The 21,747-nt window shown below is 59.5% G+C and carries 20 protein-coding genes; 8 read left to right on the forward strand and 12 right to left on the reverse strand.

The genetic code is table 11. The features are described from left to right. Positions 1 to 522 precede the first annotated feature (522 nt). Positions 523 to 1,215 (reverse strand): HAD-IA family hydrolase, encoded by a 693-nt coding sequence (locus ACI2KS_RS26855; RefSeq protein ID WP_404624055.1) that lies wholly within the window; start codon positions 1,213 to 1,215, stop codon positions 523 to 525. Between the two features lie 216 nt (positions 1,216 to 1,431). Between ACI2KS_RS26855 and ACI2KS_RS26860 the strand changes: the two genes are divergently transcribed. Continuing rightward, positions 1,432 to 2,919 (forward strand): YdgA family protein, encoded by a 1,488-nt coding sequence (locus ACI2KS_RS26860; RefSeq protein ID WP_404624056.1) that lies wholly within the window; start codon positions 1,432 to 1,434, stop codon positions 2,917 to 2,919. A gap of 199 nt (positions 2,920 to 3,118) precedes the next feature. Here the strand turns inward: ACI2KS_RS26860 and ACI2KS_RS26865 are convergent, their stop codons facing one another. The 3 genes from ACI2KS_RS26865 to ACI2KS_RS26875 all read right to left on the reverse strand — a co-directional run bounded on the left by ACI2KS_RS26865 (position 3,119) and on the right by ACI2KS_RS26875 (position 5,703). Then, the gene (locus tag ACI2KS_RS26865; protein ID WP_404624057.1) at positions 3,119 to 4,249 is read right to left on the reverse strand and encodes a mechanosensitive ion channel family protein; all 1,131 of its coding nucleotides are present in this window, start codon (positions 4,247 to 4,249) and stop codon (positions 3,119 to 3,121) included. 106 nt (positions 4,250 to 4,355) lie between these two features. Continuing rightward, positions 4,356 to 5,015 (reverse strand): adenylyl-sulfate kinase, encoded by a 660-nt coding sequence (cysC, locus tag ACI2KS_RS26870; RefSeq protein ID WP_404624058.1) that lies wholly within the window; start codon positions 5,013 to 5,015, stop codon positions 4,356 to 4,358. Continuing rightward, positions 5,008 to 5,703 (reverse strand): sulfotransferase family 2 domain-containing protein, encoded by a 696-nt coding sequence (locus ACI2KS_RS26875; RefSeq protein ID WP_404624059.1) that lies wholly within the window; start codon positions 5,701 to 5,703, stop codon positions 5,008 to 5,010. Before ACI2KS_RS26875 ends, cysC begins: the two co-directional genes overlap by 8 nt. 503 nt (positions 5,704 to 6,206) lie before the next feature. On the opposite strand from ACI2KS_RS26875, the gene ACI2KS_RS26880 reads away from it, so the two are divergent. The 7 genes from ACI2KS_RS26880 to ACI2KS_RS26910 all read left to right on the forward strand — a co-directional run bounded on the left by ACI2KS_RS26880 (position 6,207) and on the right by ACI2KS_RS26910 (position 10,666). After that, a complete protein-coding gene (locus ACI2KS_RS26880) occupies positions 6,207 to 6,641 on the forward strand; it encodes a DcrB-related protein (protein WP_404624060.1) in 435 nt (144 codons plus the stop codon). Between the two features lie 44 nt (positions 6,642 to 6,685). Further along, positions 6,686 to 7,957: a PAAR domain-containing protein gene (locus ACI2KS_RS26885; protein WP_404624061.1), complete on the forward strand. Its 1,272-nt coding sequence runs from the start codon at positions 6,686 to 6,688 to the stop codon at positions 7,955 to 7,957. An 8-nt stretch (positions 7,958 to 7,965) separates the two neighbouring features. Then, entirely contained in the window at positions 7,966 to 8,229 is a 264-nt protein-coding gene (locus ACI2KS_RS26890; RefSeq protein WP_404624062.1) for a hypothetical protein, read from the forward strand. 310 nt (positions 8,230 to 8,539) lie between these two features. Then, complete coding sequence (locus ACI2KS_RS26895; protein ID WP_404624063.1) at positions 8,540 to 8,974, forward strand: DcrB-related protein; 435 nt, start codon at positions 8,540 to 8,542, stop codon at positions 8,972 to 8,974. A 43-nt stretch (positions 8,975 to 9,017) separates the two neighbouring features. Next, a complete protein-coding gene (locus tag ACI2KS_RS26900; RefSeq protein WP_404624064.1) occupies positions 9,018 to 10,154 on the forward strand; it encodes a PAAR domain-containing protein in 1,137 nt (378 codons plus the stop codon). Continuing rightward, positions 10,151 to 10,441, forward strand: coding sequence for a hypothetical protein (locus ACI2KS_RS26905; protein WP_404624065.1), 291 nt, complete (start codon positions 10,151 to 10,153; stop codon positions 10,439 to 10,441). Before ACI2KS_RS26900 ends, ACI2KS_RS26905 begins: the two co-directional genes overlap by 4 nt. A gap of 60 nt (positions 10,442 to 10,501) precedes the next feature. Next, complete coding sequence (locus tag ACI2KS_RS26910; RefSeq protein WP_404624066.1) at positions 10,502 to 10,666, forward strand: hypothetical protein; 165 nt, start codon at positions 10,502 to 10,504, stop codon at positions 10,664 to 10,666. A gap of 61 nt (positions 10,667 to 10,727) precedes the next feature. On the opposite strand, the gene ACI2KS_RS26915 is transcribed toward ACI2KS_RS26910, so the two are convergent. From ACI2KS_RS26915 to tssB, 8 genes are all read right to left on the reverse strand, one after another. Beyond that, the gene (locus ACI2KS_RS26915) at positions 10,728 to 12,617 is read right to left on the reverse strand and encodes a type VI secretion system tip protein VgrG (RefSeq protein WP_404624067.1); all 1,890 of its coding nucleotides are present in this window, start codon (positions 12,615 to 12,617) and stop codon (positions 10,728 to 10,730) included. Between the two features lie 130 nt (positions 12,618 to 12,747). Beyond that, positions 12,748 to 15,432, reverse strand: coding sequence for a type VI secretion system ATPase TssH (gene tssH / locus ACI2KS_RS26920; protein ID WP_404624068.1), 2,685 nt, complete (start codon positions 15,430 to 15,432; stop codon positions 12,748 to 12,750). Next, positions 15,425 to 16,504, reverse strand: coding sequence for a type VI secretion system baseplate subunit TssG (gene tssG, locus ACI2KS_RS26925; RefSeq protein WP_404624069.1), 1,080 nt, complete (start codon positions 16,502 to 16,504; stop codon positions 15,425 to 15,427). Before tssG ends, tssH begins: the two co-directional genes overlap by 8 nt. Then, positions 16,468 to 18,327: a type VI secretion system baseplate subunit TssF gene (tssF, locus tag ACI2KS_RS26930; RefSeq protein ID WP_404624070.1), complete on the reverse strand. Its 1,860-nt coding sequence runs from the start codon at positions 18,325 to 18,327 to the stop codon at positions 16,468 to 16,470. Before tssF ends, tssG begins: the two co-directional genes overlap by 37 nt. Next, positions 18,324 to 18,845, reverse strand: coding sequence for a type VI secretion system baseplate subunit TssE (gene tssE, locus ACI2KS_RS26935; protein WP_404624071.1), 522 nt, complete (start codon positions 18,843 to 18,845; stop codon positions 18,324 to 18,326). The genes tssF and tssE overlap by 4 nt, the downstream gene beginning before the upstream one ends. Positions 18,846 to 18,922: 77 nt before the next feature. Next, complete coding sequence (locus tag ACI2KS_RS26940) at positions 18,923 to 19,411, reverse strand: Hcp family type VI secretion system effector (protein ID WP_404624072.1); 489 nt, start codon at positions 19,409 to 19,411, stop codon at positions 18,923 to 18,925. Between the two features lie 195 nt (positions 19,412 to 19,606). Next, positions 19,607 to 21,100, reverse strand: coding sequence for a type VI secretion system contractile sheath large subunit (gene tssC / locus ACI2KS_RS26945; protein ID WP_404624073.1), 1,494 nt, complete (start codon positions 21,098 to 21,100; stop codon positions 19,607 to 19,609). Between the two features lie 15 nt (positions 21,101 to 21,115). Continuing rightward, on the reverse strand, positions 21,116 to 21,646 hold the full coding sequence (gene tssB, locus ACI2KS_RS26950; RefSeq protein ID WP_404624074.1) for a type VI secretion system contractile sheath small subunit: 531 nt from the start codon (positions 21,644 to 21,646) through the stop codon (positions 21,116 to 21,118). Between the last annotated feature and the right edge of the window lie 101 nt (positions 21,647 to 21,747).

A 21,747-nucleotide genomic window follows, 5' to 3' on the forward strand; every position in this document is an offset into this window, starting at 1 on the left:
GCGGTGGTGTGTCAGACGCATCGACATTGCTGACACTCATCGCGAGCAAGCTCACTCCTACAGGCGTTAGCGAGTGCAGGACACGCTGCGGGACTGCAGGTCTTCGCTTGCTCGCGGTGGTGTGTCAGACGCATCGACATTGCTGACACTCATCGCGAGCAAGCTCACTCCTACAGGCGTTAGCGAGTGCAGGACACGCTGCGGGACTGTAGGTCTTCGCTTGCTCGCGGTGGTGTGTCAGACGCATCGACATTGCCGACACTCATCGCGAGCAAGCTCACTCCTACAGGCGTTAGCGAGTGCAGGACACGCTGCGGGACTCTAGGTCTTCGCTTGCTCGCGGTGGTGTGTCAGACGCATCGACATTGCTGACACTGATCGCGAGCAAGCTCACTCCTACAGGCGTTAGCGAGTGCAGGACACGCTGCGGGACTGTAGGTCTTCGCTTGCTCGCGGTGGTGGGTCAGACGCATCGACGTTGCTGACACTGATCGCGAGCAAGCTCACTCCTACACGGGGGGGCTAGGGGCGATACCCTGGCAATCCCCAGTCTTCCAGGGGAAAGTCCGCCAACGAGCGGAGGACCAAGTCAGCATGGGCGTATTGCTCGACCGGCATGTTCGAATCCGGCACCGCCACGGCATACATCCCGGCCGTCTTGGCTGCGGTCACGCCGAACGGCGAGTCCTCGAACACCAGGCAGTCCTTGGGGTCCACACCCAGATTGCGCGCGGCGACGAGGAAGATATCCGGCGCTGGCTTGGCGGCGGTCACATGCTCATGGTCTGCGGTGACCACGTGCTTGAACAGCTCGAACCACGACGCATGCTTATCCGTTTTCACGCGGAAATAATGCAGCGATGAGCTGGTGCCTACGGCGATCGGGATGTTGTGCTCGGCAAGGTGGCGCACCAGCTTTTCAGCGCCAGCCATCGGCTGCGCATGGGGGAAGCGCGCGTCGAGCATCGGCTGGCGAACGGTGAGGAACTCCTCGGCGGACATCGGCAACTCAAGGGCGCCAATCACGTATTCAGCGAAGTCCTGCGAACCGCGACCGATGGAATGCTGCTTGACCGCCCAGTCGAAGGTCTTGCCATGCTGCTGCGCGATGGCGTGGGTCACCTCGGTATAGATGCCTTCGGTGTCCAGCAACAGGCCGTCCATGTCGAAAATCACCGCCTTGATCGGTCCCTTGGGCTTTTGCACGTCGCTCATTTCATCGATCCCGTTTGCAGATTGATCTGCAGCCTAACGCCTCGGCGAAGGTCGTGGCTAGGCGCAACAACTGCAAAATGCCCTCGCCAAGTGCTAATCTCGCCGGGCTCTCGGCAGCGCAAGGTGCTGCACGGCGTGCCTGTCACGGCGCCGGAACCCTTCGGGGTCAGGGATGACACGACCTCTCTTCAAGAACGGACATCTTCGAGTCGACACATGAAAAAATCAGTCAACATTGCCGTAGGCGTCGTCGTGGTTGCAGGCGCTTTGATCACCGCAGGCGCCTGGTACACGGGGACTCGCCTGGAGGGCGTGCTCGGTGATGCCGTTCAACAGGGCAATCAGCAGATCCAGGCTGCGTTCGTCGGGCATGAGGGCAGCGCCAGTGTCGAACTGCTGTCGCTGGATCGTCATTTCTTCACCAGCACCGCGCATTACAAACTGACGTTTCAGAACCCGAAGCTCAATGACGGGGCGCCGGTCGAGCTGCTGTTCGTCGATAACATCGAGCACGGCCCGTTCCCGTGGAACCGGGTGAAATCGTTGAATCTGGTGCCAGTCATGGCAGCCAGCAACATGGCACTGGAGAAAAACCTGTTCTCCGAAAAATGGTTCGCCATGACCAACGGACAAGCGCCGCTGACCGGCCACTTCAGCATCGGCTATGACCGTGCTGCGCTGGGTCGGGTTGAGTTGCTGCCGTTTCAATTCGAAGACCAGAACGGGTCGTTCAAATTCTCGGGCTTCACCCTCAACGCCTCGGGCAGTGCCAATGGCGAGAAGCTGGAAGCCAACGGCGTGCTGGGCAGCCTCGACGTGACGGCCAGCTCCGAAGAAGGTCCGGTGCACGTCTCCCTCAGGGACCTGACCTTCAACACCGGTGGTACCAAGGGCAAGTCGGGTTTCTACCTGGGGCACAGCGATGCCAAGGTGACCTCGGCGACGTTCCAGGGCGCTGGCCAGCCGGCGGTGCAGTTCAAGGATTTCGTCAACACCAGCCTGCTGCAGGAGGTCGAAGGCAACCTCAACGCGCAGGTGACCTACGACATCGGCAATATCACCTTTGACGGCAAGGATATCGGCTCGTCGCAGATGCTCTGGAAGTTCGCCAACTTCGACATCGCCTCGACCAAGGCGCTGTTGCAGATCTATCAGGAAAAGATCCAGCCCCAGGCCCAGGCCGCCGCCGCGACGGGGGAGTCCTACACGCCACATTTGAGCGCCGCCGATCAGGCGCTTGTCCAGGCTGAGGTCGGCAAGCTGCTGGCTGCCAAACCGCATATCGAGCTGGAAAAACTGTCGCTGAAAACTGCCAGCGGCGAGAGCCATTTCAGCCTGTCGATGGACCTGGGCAACCCCACCTCGCTCGATCAGCCAGGTCCGGAATTGCTCAAGCAGCTGCTGACCCAACTGGATGCCAAGCTGGTGCTGTCCAAGCCGATGATCCGGGATCTGGCGACCTTGCAGGCCAAGTCAGCCGGCCAGACCGATCCCGCGGTCATTGCGCAAAACGCCCAGGGCGCGGCTGAATCGGTAGGCGGCATGGCGATCATGCTGCAAGTGGGCAAGATCGACGGCGACAACATCGTCTCCAGCCTGCACTACGCCAACGACGTGGTGGAGTTCAACGGCGAGAAAATGAGCGCCCAGCAATTCGCCGCGGCGATGATGGGCAAAGTGGTGATGTTCAATCAGGGCCAGTAAGGCAGCGGATGCACAGGGGCTTCGTTGCGGCAGATTTGTGCGGCAAGGGTTGCCATGTAGAAAGCACTTGCCGGCGATGGCGCCCTTGAAATCGCTGTCGCCGGTAAGCCGGACTGCTACAGGTGTATACCGCTTGCGCGCAAATGTATCGCCGTGCGGCCAGAATCAAAAGCCCTGCTGCGCGCTGTCGCGATAACCCTCAAACCGGCGGCTGCCGCGCGATTTCAGTAGGCGGCTCGTGACCGTCGCGCTCCGGCTGCACAGTGCGCGACGACACCTCGGCCCGCAATTGCGGCAGGCACTGCGGATACTGTTTGGCGACAAAGCTGATCAGCCGCTCGCGCATATGGCAGCGCGCATCCCAACTGCGCGACGAATCCGCCGAACTCAACAGCACCCGCAACTGCATCGCCCTGTCGGTCGTGTCGGTCACCTGCAACACGCAAACCCGACCATCCCACAGGTGCGGAATATCCTTGCAGATCCGCTCTGCCTCGGCCCGAAGCTCTTCGAGCGGCAAGGCGTAATCCACCCACAGAAACACCGAGCCAATCAGACTCGAGGTGCTGCGTGTCCAGTTCTGGAAGGGCTTCTCGATGAAGTACTGCAACGGAATCACCATCCGCCGCTCATCCCAGATCTTCACCACCACATAAGTGCCGCTGATTTCTTCGACGCGCCCCCACTCGCCCTCGACAATCACCACATCATCCAGGCGAATCGGCTGTGAAATGGCGATCTGCAACCCTGCGATCAGATTGCCCAGCACCGGCTTGGCGGCAAAACCGGCCGCCAACCCGGCAAGCCCTGCGGAAGCCAGCAAGCTGGTGCCGATCTGGCGCACCGGCGGGAAGCTCATCAGGATCAGCCCGGTGCCAAACAGCAGCACCAGCACATTCAGGCAACGCACCAGCACGCGCACCTGAGTCTGAATACGCCGGGCCTGCAAGTTGTCTTCGATGTCCAGCGGATTGCGGATGGTTACAGCCTCACCGATGGCCTTCACGGAGCTCAACGCCAGCCAGGTGAACGCGGCCACCACCAGCATGCCGTTGAGATGGCGCACGCCGTTGATCAGCATCAGGTCGTCCGGAGCCGAGGTCCAGACAGTTTGCAGGGCCAACAGGGGAATCAGCCACAGGGTGGGCGCTTCGGCGCGATGGATCAGTCGCTGGGCGAAGATGAACGACTTGGCCAGGCGCCGCAGCACCGCCAGCGCGATCCAGCGCCCCACTAGCGCGATACACACCCCGGCAGTGGCGGCGATCAGGGTATTGAGCCAAGGCAACGGCAGGGCATTGAGCCAGGCCTCCGGGAGTACATGTTCCATACAGTCACTCGCAAGGATGGTGGTTCAAGGACAAGACGTGTGAACCCCTCAAGCCTCGGATCGTTCCCTCGCAGCCGAACATTCGCCCCGCCAACCCGCGCCGCAATCAGCGAGCCAGAGCGTGCGACCCGGTAAACGCCTGGTAGGCACCACCCCGCGGCCGGGTCTCCAGCAACTGTGCCAGCAACTGGTCGATGAACAGACTGCCGCAGTCGACGCTGGTATCGACCACGAACTCAGGGTCCAGTGGTTGCTCGTAGGGGCTGTCGATCCCGGTGAAATTACGAATCCGCCCCTCACGCACGGCCTTGTACAAGCCCTTGGCATCCCGGCGCATGCATTCGCTCAAAGGCGTGCTGACATGCACCTCGATGAACTGCCCCTCGGCAAAATGCTGGCGACATGCATCGCGGTCTTCGCGATAGGGCGAGATAGCCGACACCACTACAATCAACCCGGCATCGACCATCAACTTCGCGACCTCGCCGATACGCCTGACGTTCTCGCGGCGACTCGCTTCGCTCATGCCCAGGTCCTGACACAGGCCTCGGCGCAGACGGTCGCCATCGAGCAGGTAACTGTGCAGCCCGTGCGCGACCAGGGTCTGGTCCAGGCGATCGCCCAGCGTGGTTTTGCCCGCGCCCGACAGGCCCGTGAACCAGATGCAGCATGCCCGCTGGCGCTTGAGCGATTCACGCTCGGACTGCGCCACCGACAACGGCGCTGCAATGATCATCGGGCGTGTCTCGAATCGTGGGTCAGTCATAGGAAAACAACTCATAGTCTCGGGCATACACCTCGCGGATGCGCTTGCGCGAAGCGTCGGAACACAGTGCAGCGGTTTGATAGCCGGAGCCGGGCGAGCGATTGATATGACGCAGCTGCGCGCTGATATCCAGGTGCTCACACAGCGCGGCGAAGTCCGCTTCCAGATGCTCCTGACGGCCAATGAAATCCACTGCAATCTGGCCCATGCTGTTCTGCAGAAAATGATATTGCGGCGCAAAGTGTATTTGCTTGGATACATTTTCCGGGTGCAACCAGCCATCCACGAACGTATCGAAACGAGAATAACGGCTGACCAGTTCAAAGGCCGCTCTATCCCGGGGCTGCGGGTTCTGCAATAGATAACGATAAGCCGACAGTGCTCTATGTAATGGATCACGTACAAAGCCAAACTTGAAGTATTGCTCATAACGGTCTTTGAATTGCTTTTCGTACCAGTACAACGGCAAGTGCCCGGTCGGCGTGTCGCCGAAGATCGACATCGCCACACTGCTGCCAGCGCACTTGGGCACATGAATGAAAATGCACTCGAACTGGTCGAAAGCCTCGGGAAACCGGGACTTGCGCGACAGCGTCTTGTTCACCACCTGACGATCCACGACCGACAGCCGCTCGAGCAGAAACTCGCGCTGGTGCTTTGGGAATAACTTCCACAGTAAATGATTCATGGGAATGACCTGTAGCGGGGTATGAAGCGATGTTCAGACTATAGGCAGTTATAACGGCTGGGTTGAACTTTGCAAATACTTTACGCTGGGAATGGGTGGTCGGGTTTAATGTACTTGTTTGTTGTTGGTTAGATACAAAGTGCCTGGGTTTTTATCAGGGTCAGTTGCAAGTGAGTGTTCTTATGGTGCTCGGTCATAAACTTTTCTGAAAAGGCTGGTGCACTGACAGTCACCTGAGGATGCAGCCGTCGCGAGGTGCCGACAGACCTGCCCGCCCGCGCGCTCTCGCTGCTCACCGTCGCCACAAGCCGGGCCGACAGCGGGGCGGTCTTTTGATGACGGGTCGACGACTTCGGCGCGCGTTCGGTCAAGCCGCTGTAAAAACCGAGAACAGACACACGGCGTGAGCAATCAAGTCGCCACAGTCCTTGATTGTCGTGGGGTATTGTCTGAGAATTTCGGCCTGCTCGAGTCACCTACCTACACGGAAAGTAATCTGCACAATGACTCCCTACCGAATCCATGAAGCCGATCTCGAAATACCGGAAACCTGGCAGGACCAGAGTATCAACATCTTCAAGCTGCCCGCTGTGGGCGGTGCCAAGGAAGCCAGCTTCGTCATCAGTCGTGATGCAGGTCAGGGCGAGGCCTCGTTTGCCGACTACGTTGCCCATCAACTGAAAAGCGCCGAACAGCAATTGCCCGGATTCAAGCTCATCCAGACCTGGGATTTCGTTCTTCACGGCCACGCTGCGACACTGCTCGACTACAGCTGGCAACGCGAAGGTCGTGACCTGATGCTGCGTCAGGTATTTGTAGAGCGTAAGCCAGCCGTGCTGATCACCACGTTGACTACCACGCCCGGCGACCTGATTCATCACGAGCCAGCATGGAAGCAAGCGATGAGCACGCTCACGCCAAGGTCTGCGCTCAGCTGAAAAAGCGTCGGCCGTTTTAGCGGGCCAGGGAAGATGACAATACAATGGACGCACAGGCTGCAGCACGTCTAGGCGATGAAATAGCCCATGGATTCGGCGTCGCCGCCATGATTGGCGGCGCTGTGGCGGGCGCTTTGATTGGCGCGGCGGTGGTGGCTGCAACCGTCGCCACGGGCGGTGTAGCGATGGCCATCATGGCGGGCTCGATTGCTGCCGGTGGCCTGTCAATGTTCCAGATAGTCAAAGGCCTGAGCACCATTTTCAGTCTGCCGGAGCCCACGACCGGGGTGCTCACGGGAGGCAGCCTGAACGTCTACATCAACCGCAGAAGTGCGATGCGCGCCGGCGAAGACGTGTCGTTGTCGTGCAGCGGTCTGCCGCTTAATCATCCTTACTGGCCCTTTACGGTGCTCATCGCCCAAGGCAGTGCGACCGTTTATATAAACGACAGACCTGCCGCGCGATTGCATAGCAAAATGGTCTGTGGCGCGCACATCAAAAGCGGTAGCGAGAACACCTTCATTGGAGGTCCGACGCTGTCGGTGGCCTTCGTGCTCGACATCGAAGGGTGGATGCACACCGGGTTTGAAGCGCTGGGGATGGTGGCGGCTGGCGCCGCGCTGGTACTTGCCGCGATGGCGGGCGCTGCTGCGCTTGCAGGCTTTGTCGTGATCGGCGCGGCTGTCATGGGCGGCATGGCCCTGCTGGGTGATCTGGGTGATCGTCTGGGCCCAGGGTATCGCGATCTGCTGCAAGGCGTCGCGGGCATGGCCCTGTTGGGGATGGGGCCGAAGATGGCCAAGCTGGCCAGGCCTGCCGAAGTGCCCACTCCGCGATTCAAGCCCGGTGTCACGCAGGCGGACATTCTGCAGATGCCGAAGGGCTCCAGACCGGAAGCGGTCAAGTATCTGGAGCCCGAATACGTGTCTGAGCACCTGGCGCAATTTGACAAGGGCGCCTCACGTTTCACGACAAAGGCAACGCTGGATAAATACGGCATCGCTCGCGAGGACGGCACCACGTTCATCATGCCAAAACACGAAGCTGATCAGCTCATTGCCAGCACCAAGGGCGACAAACGTGCGTTGGAGAAGGCCCTGGGCCTGCCCGACAATACGTTGGAAAGTAATACATTGATGCGCGTCGACATTCCCGGACCCCGAGATTTGAACATACGCATACCGTCGGGTAATGAAGCGGGGGCCAACGAGAAATGGCTTCCGGGTGGAAAGCTGCCCGATGGCAACAACGAAGCGGTGATAGATGCTGGAAAGATCGCAGCCGACGCTTTCAGTGCCAATCCATTGATTTTTTAGAGACCACCATGAAATTCAACGATGTCTTTGTTAGCCGTGAGCACAGGTTTTCTCTGGGAATCGAAGAAACGACAGGCCGTTTCTACGTATCGTTTCCCGTCAGCAATGGCATGGCCGATTACGAGGAATACTACGAAATCGACCGAGCCACGTTCGAGCTGTTTCAAAAGGACCTCACTGCTGCCCTGGCGTTTGTCACCCGTGGTCGACACCGCGAGCTTGATCAGTTGTTGATGGTGCAACCCGGGACCAACAGAGGCAGCGCAATCTGACGATGGCCCGCTGAAGGCTTGCCACGAGCGCACGCCGGGCCCGAGACCTGCGTTCGCTCAAGCCTTCGACTTCAGCGGAAAAATCCCTTCACCGCGGTATCGATCGCGCTCTTGATCCCCTCGCCCTTTGCATCCACCTCACCCGCACCGAAAACATAGGTAGCGCAGACCACGCGTTTTTCGGAATCGGACTACGGGCTTGAGTTCTGTAATCCTGCTTAGGTCAGTCTCTTAAAGTGCGATAACAACGTCCCGGCGCGTAAGGCATTGCCCTCATCCTGGCGCTCACCTAGGCGGAATATCCAAACGCATGACTCCCTATCGAATTCAGGAAGCCGACTTCCAAGTGCCCGCAACCTGGCAAGATCAGAGCATCAATATCTTCAAGTTGCCTGCGGTAGGTGATGCCAAGGAGGCCAGCTTCATAATCAGCCGCGATTCAAGTCAGGGGGATGTCTCATTCGCTGAATATGTCGCAGAGCAATTGAGAAGCGCTGAACGTCAATTGCCCGGATTCGAGCTTATTCAGACCTGGCATTTTGTTCTTAACGGATGCGCTGCCTCATTGCTCGATTACAGCTGGCAAAGGGAGGGCCGCGAGCTCATGTTGCGTCAGGTATACGTAGAACAGAAACCTACCGTGCTGATCCTTACGCTGACGACCACCCGCAATGACCTCATTTATCACGAAGCTGCATGGAAGCAGGTCGTGCACTCATTCTCGCCCGGGGCATTTTCCGCCTGAGCTGGAACTGAATGAATAAAATAAGCATGGAAGTAAAGGCGCGATGGATGCACTCGCAGCAGCTCGTTTTGGTGATGACATTGCCCACGGTTTCGCTATCGCAGCAATGCTCGGTGGGGCAGTCGCGGGTGCGTTGGTCGGCGCAGCGGTAATTGCGGCAACAGTGACAACGGGTGGCGTTGCTGCTGCCATATTGGCGGGCTGTATCGCGGCGGGGGGGTTGTCCACGTTGCAGATCGTCAAGGGTATAAGCTCCGTTTTTAGTTTATCTGAGCCCAAGACCGGCGCGCTCATTCGGGGAAGCGCCAATGTGTACATCAACGGCCGCAGTGCAATGCGGGCGGGGGAGGACGCCTCTTCCTCATGCACCGGCTTTCCATTGAACCACCCCCTATGGCCCTTTCCGGTGCTCATTGCTGAAGGCAGCGCAACGGTCTATATCAACGGCATGCCCGCCGCGCGAATGCGCAGCAAAATGGCTTGCGGCGCGCACATCAAAAGTGGCAGCGAAAACACTTTTATCGGTGGCCCGACGATTTCGGTGGTGTTCATTCTCGATATTGCCAACTGGATGCATACCGGTTTTGACGCAGTAGGGCTGATGGCCGCGGGCGGCGCGCTGGTGCTCGCTGCGATGGCAGGAGCCGCCACGCTGGCCGGCGTTGTTGTGGTCGGCGCCACTGCTCTGGGCGGCATGGCGTTGCTGGGCGATTTGGGTGATCGGTTGGGACCTGGTTATCGGGATTTACTGCAAGGCGTGGCGGGAATGACTTTACTTGGGGTTGGGTCCAGGGTCGCGAGACCTAGTAACCCCAACCGATCTTTACTAGAGGAACTAACGTCCAACGGAGTGAAGTTCACAGCAAAAAATATAGTGGCGGTGGCTCGCGACCATAATGGAAAAATCGTTTTTCTTGAAACCGGCAGCGCCAAAGCAGGACTGCGCCATATCATCGATCGCCACGGCCATGAATTTTCGAAAATAGGCGTTTTGGAAGCAGAAATTCCGGGTGTGTTGATCAGAGCCGTCACGGAAGGAAATATAGTGGGCTATCAAGGTGCGGGAACCGGTCGGCCTATTTACGAGGTGATTTTGAAGGGCCAAACCCATCGGATAGCTGTGAGCGTGGGAAGTAATGGATACATTGTCGGAGCAAATCTGAAAGGTACGATAAAATGAAAACAATCAAACTCATGGCTGATTACCAGTGCCATCCGCTCTGGCATGACTCTATGGACGAGTTTGGGGATATTGATCCTCAAGATCTCCCTCTCTCCAGCGAGCTTCGCGCTCGGTTGGCCCAATGGGCTCGTGATTATGACCAGACTCTCAACCTGGATGCTCCGCAAGACTCAGGATTTAAAAGCGAAGCGCTGGAAGCGGAATTCACAGCTGAAGGACACCGTTTAGCATCGTGTCTGCGGGAAGAACTTGGTGCTGGATATGTGATCACGGAGTTTATTTGACCAGTGCCAGAGAGTGCAGGCCCGTTGCCCGCCGGCTGATCTTTCGCAATGAAGATCATCATGTCCTGGATCGCCCTCATCAAAGGGGCAAGGCCCCGGACCGCCGAGGCGGTCAACGGTTGGGATGACATCTATCCTTGCTTGATCGAGGTCGGGGCGCAGGGTGGTGAACTGTGCATCGAGCTCGTAATGCGCCCGACCCTGGGTCTCTGCGCATGCACCTGATTGCTGACAAAGGGCACAACTACACCTAGATCTGCACACATGCCAGAAGCTGAGACGCGACTCATTCTGTTGCCTTCGAAAAATAGGCTTTCAATTCCTCGTCAATCGCGCTCTTGATTCCCTCGCCCTTTGCATCCACCTCACCCGCACCGCCAGAGTTGAGATCCAGCCGGCCGCCGGTGTCGATATCGCCCTTGCCGCTGGCATAGAGTTTGAACGATGAGCCTGAAATGTTGATCTCGCCGCTTGCGTTGAGCTCCAGCACGCTTTTGCCGCACACCAGCCGGATCTGCGAACCGGCCTCGATCAGATACTCACTGCTGACGCTATCGGATTTGGCCCCGCCCACATGGAGGGTGTCGTTGCGTTGTACGGCGTGAACCCGATCCTGCCCCACCAGGTGACTCTCATCGAGCTCGACCACAATGTCTTGGTTGCGCTCGGCATGGATGTACAGTTGCTCGGCGCCTTTCTTGTCTTCCATGCGTATTTCATTGAAGTTCGCAGGCGTACCGCCTTTGCTCGATCGGCTCTTCATACCGCTTTGCGTAGCATTGGCCGGTAAGTCGTAAGGGACTGACTGCTCGGCGTTGTAGACCCTGCCGGTGATAATGGGTCGATCAGGATCACCTTCCAGAAAGCTGACGATGACCTCCTGGCCAATACGTGGGATCTGCATTGACCCCCAGTTTTTACCGGCCCAGGACTGCGATACACGAATCCAGCACGAGCTGTTTTCATTGGACTGATCGTGGCGGTCCCAGTGGAAATGCACCTTCACCCGGCCAAACTGATCGGTCCAGATCTCTTCACCGGCGGGACCGACTACCACGGCCGTCTGCGGGCCTTTGACGACTGGGCGCGGCGTGCTGGGTAGCGGTCGGAAACTCTGCTGCGCATCGATGCAAACCAGGGCGCTTTCAAATTGCAGGCCGGCCGAGCCGCCACCGGTTTCCAGGCTTTCCTGAGTAACCAGGTAGCGGGTGCCGACGATCAGGTATTCACGGTTCTGATCCTGACGGCTGAAGCCGCTGAGGCTGAACAGATGCCCGGCGCCAAGTCCGCGGGCGTTGCCACTCAGTTCGACACGTTCATGCTGGCTCTGGATGGCTTCGATGCGGGTGCGGGCATAGTGCTCGCCGTCCTCGCTGTGCACGTAGGTGCCGGGGTAGTCGTACAGCGGATAATCACCAGCCGCGTGTGGTCGGGGCATGGCCGAACGCACGTCGATCCGGGCGCCCGGGCGCTGGAAATCGTAGTCGTTGAGCTCAAGGGACCCCGGCTGGACGGCTTGCGCCAACCGCCAGTCACTGATGTGGTCACGTTCGCGATGCTGCCCGTCCGGGGGATAGAACGGCACTGATTCATAACCTGTCGCGGGCTGGTGCGCGCCATAGGCATCGGCCAGCACCAGTACATGGCGATCCTTTTCGTGGCGGAAGAAGTAGTAGATACCTTCCTGTTCCATTAACCGGCTGACGAAATCGAAACTGCTCTCCCGGTATTGAACACAGTATTCCCACTCGCGATACGGGCGACTGAGCGAGTCTTCGAAGTCGGAAAACCCCAAGTCGCGGAACACTTGCTTGATGATTTGCGGAATGCTCAGGTGCTGGAAAATTTTGCAGTCTGAAGTGCGAGTCAGCAACCACAACCACGGTCTGAGCGTGACTTGATAACTGGCGAACTGACCGACGTCTACGTTCTGGCTGCAACTGGCGACCAGACCATGAAAGTGCCGGCTACCGCCACCGCTCAGTTGCAGGGAGACGCTCACAGGCTTGCCGAGTAGCTGATTGAGGTCAATGGCGCCATCGTGTGACGTCAGTTGCAATTGGTAGTCGAACAGGCGCCCCAACTCGTCGTCGCCGCTCATGTTTTTCAGCAGCAGAACGTCCGGGCCAAGAGGGGTGCTGACTTGCGCCAGGCGGGTGAGTTGGGTGAATAGCATCGGTTATCTCAACAGCTTCTGGGTGACATCCCTGCAGCAGTGACTTGCTCACAATGCCCTGGTTGCGGTCCAGCAGATGGGCCTGCGGGAGCAATCGCGAGCAAGCTCACTTCTGCCGTTCGGGGCATATTCAAATCGCATCTGAAAATTGATAATCCAGTTGGTTATGCCGCACGCTGATGCGCACGCCTGCCATCGGCTTGCCTTCAAGCAGGCGGGTGAGGAATTCGCGGCTCATGTCCGGTAACAGGCTGTTGGTCAGAATCGTATCGATCATCCGGCCACCACTTTCGGTTTCGGTGCAGCGCGAAACGATCAGGTCCACCACTGCGTCGTCGTACTCGAACGCCACTTTGTGCGTACTTTCCACGCGCTTCTTGATCCGGTTCAGTTGCAAACCAGTGATGGCCTTTAGCATGGTATCGCTGAGCGGATAATACGGAATGGTTACCAGGCGGCCGAGCAGCGCTGGCGGGAAAATCTCCAACAGCGGTTGTCGCAGCGCCTTGGCGATGTCGTCCGGATCGGGCACATCCTGTGCGTCCCTGCACAGGTGCGAAATCAGCTCGGTACCGGCATTGGTGGTGAGCAGAATCAGCGTGTTCTTGAAGTCGATCACGCGTCCTTCGCCGTCTTCCATCACGCCTTTGTCGAACACCTGAAAGAAGATCTCGTGCACGTCCGGATGCGCCTTTTCTACCTCGTCCAGCAGCACCACGCTGTAGGGTTTGCGCCGTACCGCTTCGGTCAGCACGCCGCCTTCGCCGTAGCCGACGTACCCCGGCGGCGCGCCCTTGAGCGTGGAAACGGTGTGGGCCTCCTGGAACTCGCTCATGTTGATGGTGATGACATTCTGCTCGCCGCCATACATGGCTTCGGCAAGCGCCAGCGCGGTTTCGGTCTTGCCTACGCCAGAGGTGCCAGCGAGCATGAACACGCCGATGGGTTTGCCTGGGTTGTCCAGGCCTGCCCGCGAAGTCTGGATCCGTCGGGCAATCATCTGTAGCGCGTGGTCCTGACCGATGATACGTTTTCTCAGGTGCTGGTCGAGATTGAGCACGGTTTCCAGTTCGTTGCGGGCCATGCGCCCGACCGGGATGCCAGTCCAGTCGGCAACCACTGACGCTACCGCCTGATAATCGACAGTCGGCAGAATCAGCGGGCTTTCGCCTTGCACGGCGCTGAGCCGGGTCTGCAATTCAATCAATTGCTCGACCCTGGCTTTTTGCTCGGAGTTGTCCGCTTCCCCGATCGTATCGACCCGCCCTCCCTCCTCCCGCAGTTTGGCTCGCAGCCCCAGCAGCTGATCGACCAGGGTTTTTTCTTCATTCCAGCGAACTTCCAGTGCCACCAGCCGCTCGCGTTCGATCGTCAGGGATGCGTCGGCGTTGAGTTTTCTCGATCCGGTCTCGACGCCAATCGCCCGCTCCCTGGCAATGATCTGCAACTCGGTTTCCAGCGCCTCGATGCGCCGCCGGCTGTCGTCCACTTCGGCGGGCACGGCATGCAGGCTGACGGCCACCCGGGCGCAAGCGGTGTCCAGAAGGCTGACGGATTTATCTGGAAGCTGACGCGCCGGAATGTAGCGATGGGAGAGCTTGACCGATGCCTCCAGCGCTTCATCGAGGATCTGCACCTGATGATGTTTTTCCATGGTCGAGGCCACGCCGCGCATCATCAGCAGAGCTTTGTCTTCCGACGGCTCGCCCACCTGAACCACTTGAAAACGGCGGGTCAGGGCCGGATCTTTTTCGATGTGTTTCTTGTACTCGGCCCAAGTCGTGGCAGCCACGGTGCGCAGCGTCCCGCGGGCCAAAGCAGGTTTGAGCAGGTTGGCGGCATCCCCGGTTCCGGCAGCGCCGCCTGCACCGACCAGGGTATGGGCTTCGTCGATGAACAGAATGATGGGCCTGGGCGAGGCCTGTACGTCTTCAATGACCTGACGCAAACGCTGTTCGAACTCGCCCTTCATGCTCGCGCCGGCCTGCAACAGACCCACATCGAGGCTGCGCAGCTCGACGTCTTTGAGGGCAGGCGGGACATCACCGGCGACGATGCGCAGCGCGAAACCCTCCACGACAGCGGTTTTGCCGACGCCGGCCTCACCTGTGAGAATCGGATTGTTCTGCCGGCGGCGCATGAGGATGTCGACCATCTGGCGAATCTCATCGTCGCGGCCGACGATAGGATCAAGCTTGCCGGTGCGCGCCTGTTCGGTCATGTCCACGGTGAAGCGCTTGAGCGCTTCCTGTTTGCCCATGGCGCTAGGAGCGATGGCGCCACTGGCTTCGCCCGGCGCGGCTGCGGCACTGAACCCGTCGCTGGCGCTCAACGCGTTTTCCGGGGAGTCGCCGACGTACTCATCGAAGCGCACGCTCAGGCCCTCGGCGCTGATTTTGTCGAACTCCTTCGACAGACCCAGCAAGGCATGGCGCAGGCTCGCGGTCTTGAGGATGCCGAGCAGCAAGTAACCGGTGCGCACCTGACTTTCGCCGAACATCAGGCTGCCATATACCCAGCCCCGCTCGACGGCTTCTTCGACGTGAGAGGACAGGTCGGTGATCGAGGTTGAACCACGTGGCAAGCGGTCCAGCGCTTCGGTCAGGTCACGGGCCAGGCGTGCAGGCTCGACGTTGAACTGGCGAATGATCCGGTGCAGGTCCGAATCCTGAAGCTGCAACAGCTGGTGGAACCAGTGAGCCAGCTCCACGTACGGGTTGCCCCGCAACTTGCAGAACACGGTTGCGGCCTCGATAGCCTTGTAGCCGACGCTGTTCAATTTGCCGAACAGCGCTGCGCGACTGATCTCACCCATGTTCTGTGCTCCCTGCGTGTTGGTTTGGAGAAATGGAGGGCGAATGCTCTGTGGAACCCGCCTGTTCGGCGTAATGCCGGGCCAGGATCAGATCGCTGGCGTCTTCGCTCAGTTGCCCCAGCCAGGTGTTGAAGCCCAGGCGGCACTGGCCGTTTAGCTGTAATGCGGGGACTTGTGGCTGTTTCAGGATCAGGTTCAGGTCCCAGTCCAGTTCATGGCCCATATATTCAGCGACCCATGCGACCAGGTGCCTGAATGGCTCGCCATCAGGCAGCATGCCCATGTACTCGTCGAGCTGGAGCGGGCCGAGACGAATGCGGAATTTGTGCTGACGATCCCAGACATGGCTGCCAAGGCAAAAATCCACGCCCAGCTGATTGGCACTGACCGCCAGCCGGCTTCGTTCGGGTAGCTGCAGCCATTGGCCGACATACTCTTCGATTTCCACCGGCAAGCCGAAATAAGCCTCGAGAATGGCCTTCAGGCCATCGGGATAGCGAGTCTGGGCCGCCAGGTGACCACTGAAATGCAGCTTTGCAACGTCCGGGATGAGCCCTTGTCCGAGCAAGCTGGGCATGCCTCGTCCGCAGAGCGCCGCGAGCCTGGCGGACCAATAATCGTCCTCTGGCCGATCGTGGCTGACGGTTGGCCGTGCTTCGGCCCAGGCGCGGTAGAACAGGCTGAGCAGGCGATGATGGAAAACATCCAGAAAACGCTTGCTGGTGCTGTCGGCGTTGTTGCGCTGGCGTTCGCGCACATATTCGGTCAAGTGCAAGGGCAGGGGGCCGTTGGGGCCTGCGAGCCCGAAAAAAAACTGATCCAGGCGTGCTGGCGCGCCATTTTCTCCAGGTGTCAGTGCGGCTAGCGTCGAAGGGGCAAATGCGCAATCGGGCTGCTGACCAAGGCGCAGCGGATCATCAGCCAGACGCAGCGAATGTCCCAGTCGAGGCAGTTGTGGTGACTCGCACTCGATGCGCCGCAGCGCCTGGAAAAAATCGTATCCCCAAGGTTCCTGATGCATGTCAGCGAACGTACTCACAGCGTCGGGCGCCGGCCGGGTTTGGCCTTCCATCGCATGATCTCGCCGCGCTCGCTGGTGCGAATCACGGTTTCGGTGAAGCTGTTGATAGACACATAACGCGCCAGGAAGCGCTCGAACACCGCCCCCAGGAGGAAAACCCCGGTACCACGAAAGGCGTTTTCGTCGAACTCCAGTGTGATCTCCAGCCCGCGCCCGAACACGATAGGACCCGGCATTGGCAGACGGCGGGTGCAGGCTTTGCTGCTGACCTCGCGCAGGCCTTCGATCTGCAGTTGCAAAGCGGCATCGTTGTCGTCGCCATACAGGCGTAGCAGCTCTCGCAGTGCCGCAGCGCCTTGCCCTCGCTCACTAAGCGAAAGGTAATTCAATGACAGCTGGCTGATCAGGCGCCAGGCTCTCTGGTCGTGTGCGTGGCTGGCACGCGGGCGGCTGGGCCCTGCCAGGCAGCGAATCGACGACACCGGCGCGCTGTCGGCCAGCGTGAAGTCAGTCTTGCCGCCACCGACGTTCATGAACAATGGCAAGTCGCGGTTGGTGCACAGGGCGGCGATTCCCAGCTGGCGCAGGTCATGACGATAGGGCGCCTGCTGGCTGTCGACCAGGCTGACGAATGTTTCGCTGCCCACGTAGGTCGAGCGAGAGCCGGTGCGTCGCTGCTCGCTGGACAGCACGCGAGGTTCGCGGCGCAAGGTGTAATAGGCTCTGTCGCGGCCGTAGCGCGACGGATCTCGCACGGCATAGAACGGCAGAAACGCTTGCTCCGGGCCGGTACCATGGCCGGTGACGCCGGTCAGCGAATGAATCTCGAAATCCATCGGCCGTGTTCGATCGGCGATCACATGATGCTCGTTGACCCGATCAGACAGGTGAATACGGTCAACCCTGCGCGCAAACAGATTGATCGCCGGGGTGCAGAACGGCACCAGTTGCCCGGGTCCGACACTGCCTTCAAGGCTTTGGTCCAAACGATCCAATAGCACGATCAGCTCAAGCTCCTGACCGTTGCAACGCTGCACCGCCGGGCCCAGATTGTTGAAATCGATAAACAGGTAGCGCTGCGGCAGCGCGAAGTACTCTTGCAACAGCCGGTAGCCCTGGAATGCCTGCGCCACTACAGGCATGGCAGCCTGGCTATCATCGAACCCGCAACACTTCAACGACTCCGCGGGCAGTCGTTCGAGCCAGTCGGCACCGGGTTGGCGGGCCAACACGGCGCAGGCATTGCCAAGCAATTGCTCGTACAGGCGAAAGGGCAGTTCGTCACCGCCGTTGAGATAAAGCGGCAGGTTCTTCAGGCTCAGTTTGTTGAACGGCAATCCAGCGCCCGTGCGTAGCGTGATGCGCAGCGCCGCCTTGGCCTTCGGCTCGCTGGCGGCCAGCCTTCCCAGAACGGTTGCAGGATTGCCAAAATACTCGGCGTGGCTGACGTCAAGTGGCCACAACGTCACCGCATGGGCGCTTCGGTACTCGCACGACGTCTGCGAATCGCGCCCCAGCGTGGCGCGCAACACGCTGTCGCGAGGCAGCGTGAATCCACTGCTCAGCGATCCCTCATCCGGATCGATGTGCATCTGCACCACGGTCATCGACGGTGTCGGCGCAAGGTAGTGCGGGTAAGCAATCTCCAGCAGGTTATGGGTGAAGGTCGGGTATTCGGCGTCGAGCTTGAGTTGCACGCGGGCGGTGAGGTATGCAAAACCTTCCAGCAGGCGCTCGACGTAAGGATCGGCGCAGTCGGTCCCGGACAGCGTCAGGCGTCCGGCGATCTTCGGGTATTGCTTGGCGAACTCTGCCGCACTCTCGCGCACATGCAGCAGTTCCTGGTTGTACAGCTCCAGCAGACGCGGGTTCATGAGCGCCTCCGTTGCTCGGCGGGCACGACCTGCACATGGCCGGACTCAAGGTCCAGATCGGTACGTAACAACAGGGGCAGGGCCACCGGTTCTGCCCACAGATCGCCCTCGATCTCGAAACTCAGGGCGTTATGGTTCATCTGATCGTGCAGCGTCTGGGCCCGCACCCGAAGGGTATTGCGCAAGATGCGGGGTTCGAAGGTGGCGATGGCCTGATGAATCAGACCCTCGAGCACACTTACGTCGATGCTCGAAGCACTGTTGCCCGCCAGAGCCGGTAGCCCGTAATTGATGACCGAGGTGCCGGCCGGCGTGTTCAACGTGGCATCGGCATCCAGTAACGATGTGGTGTTGAGCAGCCAGGTCAGGTCACGCAGGACCGATGCCTTGAGCTGAGTCAGGGATAACACCCGTTTGTCCGCGCTTTCCTGAAGGTTGCCCGGCTCTTCGTCGGTCAAGCGGTCGAGCAGCGACGGTTGCAGACGTTCGCGCAAGCTGAGGTCGGAAGGCAAGGCCATACTTCGGTGCACCGCTACGGATTGAATTCGATTGGACGGCGAACGCCCCCGGCTCAAGGCAACGGGGGCGCGCGGGATCAGCGCTTGGTGTTGGATCGGATGTTCCAGCCGTATTTGATCGGGCCGCCATCCTTGGAGCCGTCAGCTTTCTGCGGCTGGTAATCGACCAGTACCTGGGCGAAGTTCAGGGTGATGGTCTCGGTCAGACGGTCATCGCCGCCCGAGCCGCCGGTTGTCAGCGAGGTGATCAGTACTTCTTCCAGATTGATGATCAGGTACTCGACCTGACTTTCGCCACCGGCCTTGCGCACGGTCAGGGTGACCTTGTCGACATGCTTGCCGCTGGAGCAATGCATCATCAGATTCGGTGTGGCCTTGTCGACGTACTTGGTCAGTGAGATGTCCTGAATATTGACCTTGCCCGCGCCACCGCCGCCACCGACGTGCATGTTGCCGGACTGGGACATGCCCCAGCTCCAGGCCAGCACATCTATCTCGTCCTTGTGGGCCTTGTCCATGGACTCGCCCTTGATGTCGCCAATCTTGATGAAGATATCAACAGCCATGTTTTCTCCAATGTGGTCTTCACCACGATGTATTTAGTCAGAGCCAATGCCGACGATGCGGCAAAGGCTCATATCCGGATTTGGCACAGACTTCGTAGCCGTCCGGCTTGCCGGCGGTAGCGGCTTGTCTGTCACGAAAATCGCCTGACACTGCGCAACCGCCGGCAAGCCGTGCTCCTGCACAACGTTTTTTGGTTACGCACCTTTGGCCGAAGGCAGCTTGGACACCAGGCGCAACGACACCGTCAGCCCTTCCAACTGGTAGTGCGGACGCAGGAAGAATTTCGAGTTGTAGTAACCCGGATTACCCTCCACGTCCTCGACCACCACCTCGGCTGCAGCCAGTGGATGCTGCGCTTTGGTGGTCTCGGTGGAGTGCGCCGGGTCGCCGTCGACGTAATTGAGAATCCAGTCCTGGAGCCAGCGCTGCATCTCGTCCTTCTCTTTGAACGAGCCGATCTTGTCGCGCACGATGCATTTGAGGTAATGAGCGAAACGGCAGGTGGCGAACAGGTACGGCAGGCGCGCCGCCAGATTGGCGTTGGCGGTGGCATCCGGGTCGTCATATTCGGCCGGTTTCTGCAGCGACTGAGCGCCAATGAAGGCAGCAAAATCGGTATTTTTCTTGTGCAGCAGTGGCATGAAGCCGTTTTTTGCCAACTCCGCTTCACGGCGGTCGGAGATCGCGATTTCAGTCGGGCACTTCATGTCCACGCCGCCATCGTCGGTGGGAAAGGTGTGCGCCGGCAGGTTCTGCACTTCACCACCGGATTCGACACCGCGAATTCGCGAGCACCAGCCGTAATGCTTGAACGAACGGTTGATGTTCACGGCCATGGCGTAGGCCGCGTTAGCCCAGGTGTACTTGGCGCTGTCGGCACCGTCTGTGTCCTCTTCGAACGCGAAGGCCTCCACCGGATCGGTCTTGGCGCCGTAAGGCAGGCGCGCCAGGAAACGCGGCATGGTCAGGCCGATGTAACGGGAATCTTCCGACTCGCGCAGTGAGCGCCAGCCAGCGTACTCCGGCGTGGTGAAGATCTTGGTCAGGTCGCGCGGGTTGGACAGTTCCTGCCACGAGCCCATGCCCATGACAGTCGGCGATGCCGCGGCAATGAACGGTGCATGCATCGCTGCGCAGGTCTTGGACAGTTCGCCCAGCAGTTCGACATCCTGCGGCGACTGGTCGAAGTAGTAATCACCGACCAGGCAACCGTAAGGTTCACCGCCGAACTGGCCGTATTCCTCTTCGTACATCTTTTTGAACAGCGGGCTCTGGTCCCACGCCGTTCCCTTGAATTTCTTCAGGGTCTTGTGCAGCTCCGGCTTGGAGATGTTGAGCACACGAATCTTCAGCTGCTCGTCGGTTTCGGTGTTGTTGACGAGGTAATGCAGACCGCGCCAGGCGCTTTCCAGCTGCTGGAATTCGGGGTGATGGATCACCTGATTGACCTGAGCGGTGAGCTTGGCGTCGATGGCGGCGATGATCGATTCGATCGAGGTGATGGCGTCGTTGGACACCAGGTCGGTCTGCGCCAGTGCTTGTTCGGCCAGGGTACGCACGGCGGTCTCGACGGCCTCGCGGGCGCGCTCGGTCTTGGGTTTGAATTCTTGCAACAGCAGCGAGGCAAACTCGCTGGCGTTTTCGGTGAGGCCCGCTTGAGCCTGATTGTCATGCAGCAACTGGGTCATGGTCGTTCGTCCTGATTAAGCCTTGGGCTCAGTGCTCGGTGAGTCAGCGCCCTGAGGTTTTGGCGCGCTCGCCAGCGCCTGCAACAAGGCGGGGTCCTTGATCGCCTTCATGATGATTTCCTCGGCTCCGGTCTTGCCGTCCATGTAGGTCAGCAGGTTGGCTAACTGGGTGCGCGCTTCGAGCAGCTGATTCAGCGAATCGACTTTTCGCGCAACGGCCGCAGGGCTGAAGTCGTCCATACTTTCGAAAGTGATGTCCAGGCTCAGGTTGCCTTCACCGGTCAACTCGTTGGGCACGTGAAACGCCACGCGTGGTTGCATGGCCTTCAAGCGAGAGTCGAAATTGTCGACGTCGATTTCCAGAAACTTACGATCGGCGACGGCGGCCAGAGGCTCGGCAGGTTTGCCTGCCAGATCGGCCATGACGCCCATCACGAAGGGCAACTGGACCTTTTTCTCTGCCCCGTACAGCTCGACGTCGTACTCGATCTGGACACGTGGGGCGCGGTTACGCGCAATGAATTTCTGAGAACTTGTGTTCGCCACGTTGCTCCTCCTGGTCGCTGCTGCGACGTGATTGACGTCATCGGTCTGGGCCGGTAACGGGGTTGCGTGATCCATGCCTGTAGCCGCTTGCTGAGTCAGCC

The sequence above is a fragment of the Pseudomonas sp. NPDC087358 genome (assembly GCF_044900785.1).
Classification (GTDB): Bacteria; Pseudomonadota; Gammaproteobacteria; order Pseudomonadales; family Pseudomonadaceae; genus Aquipseudomonas.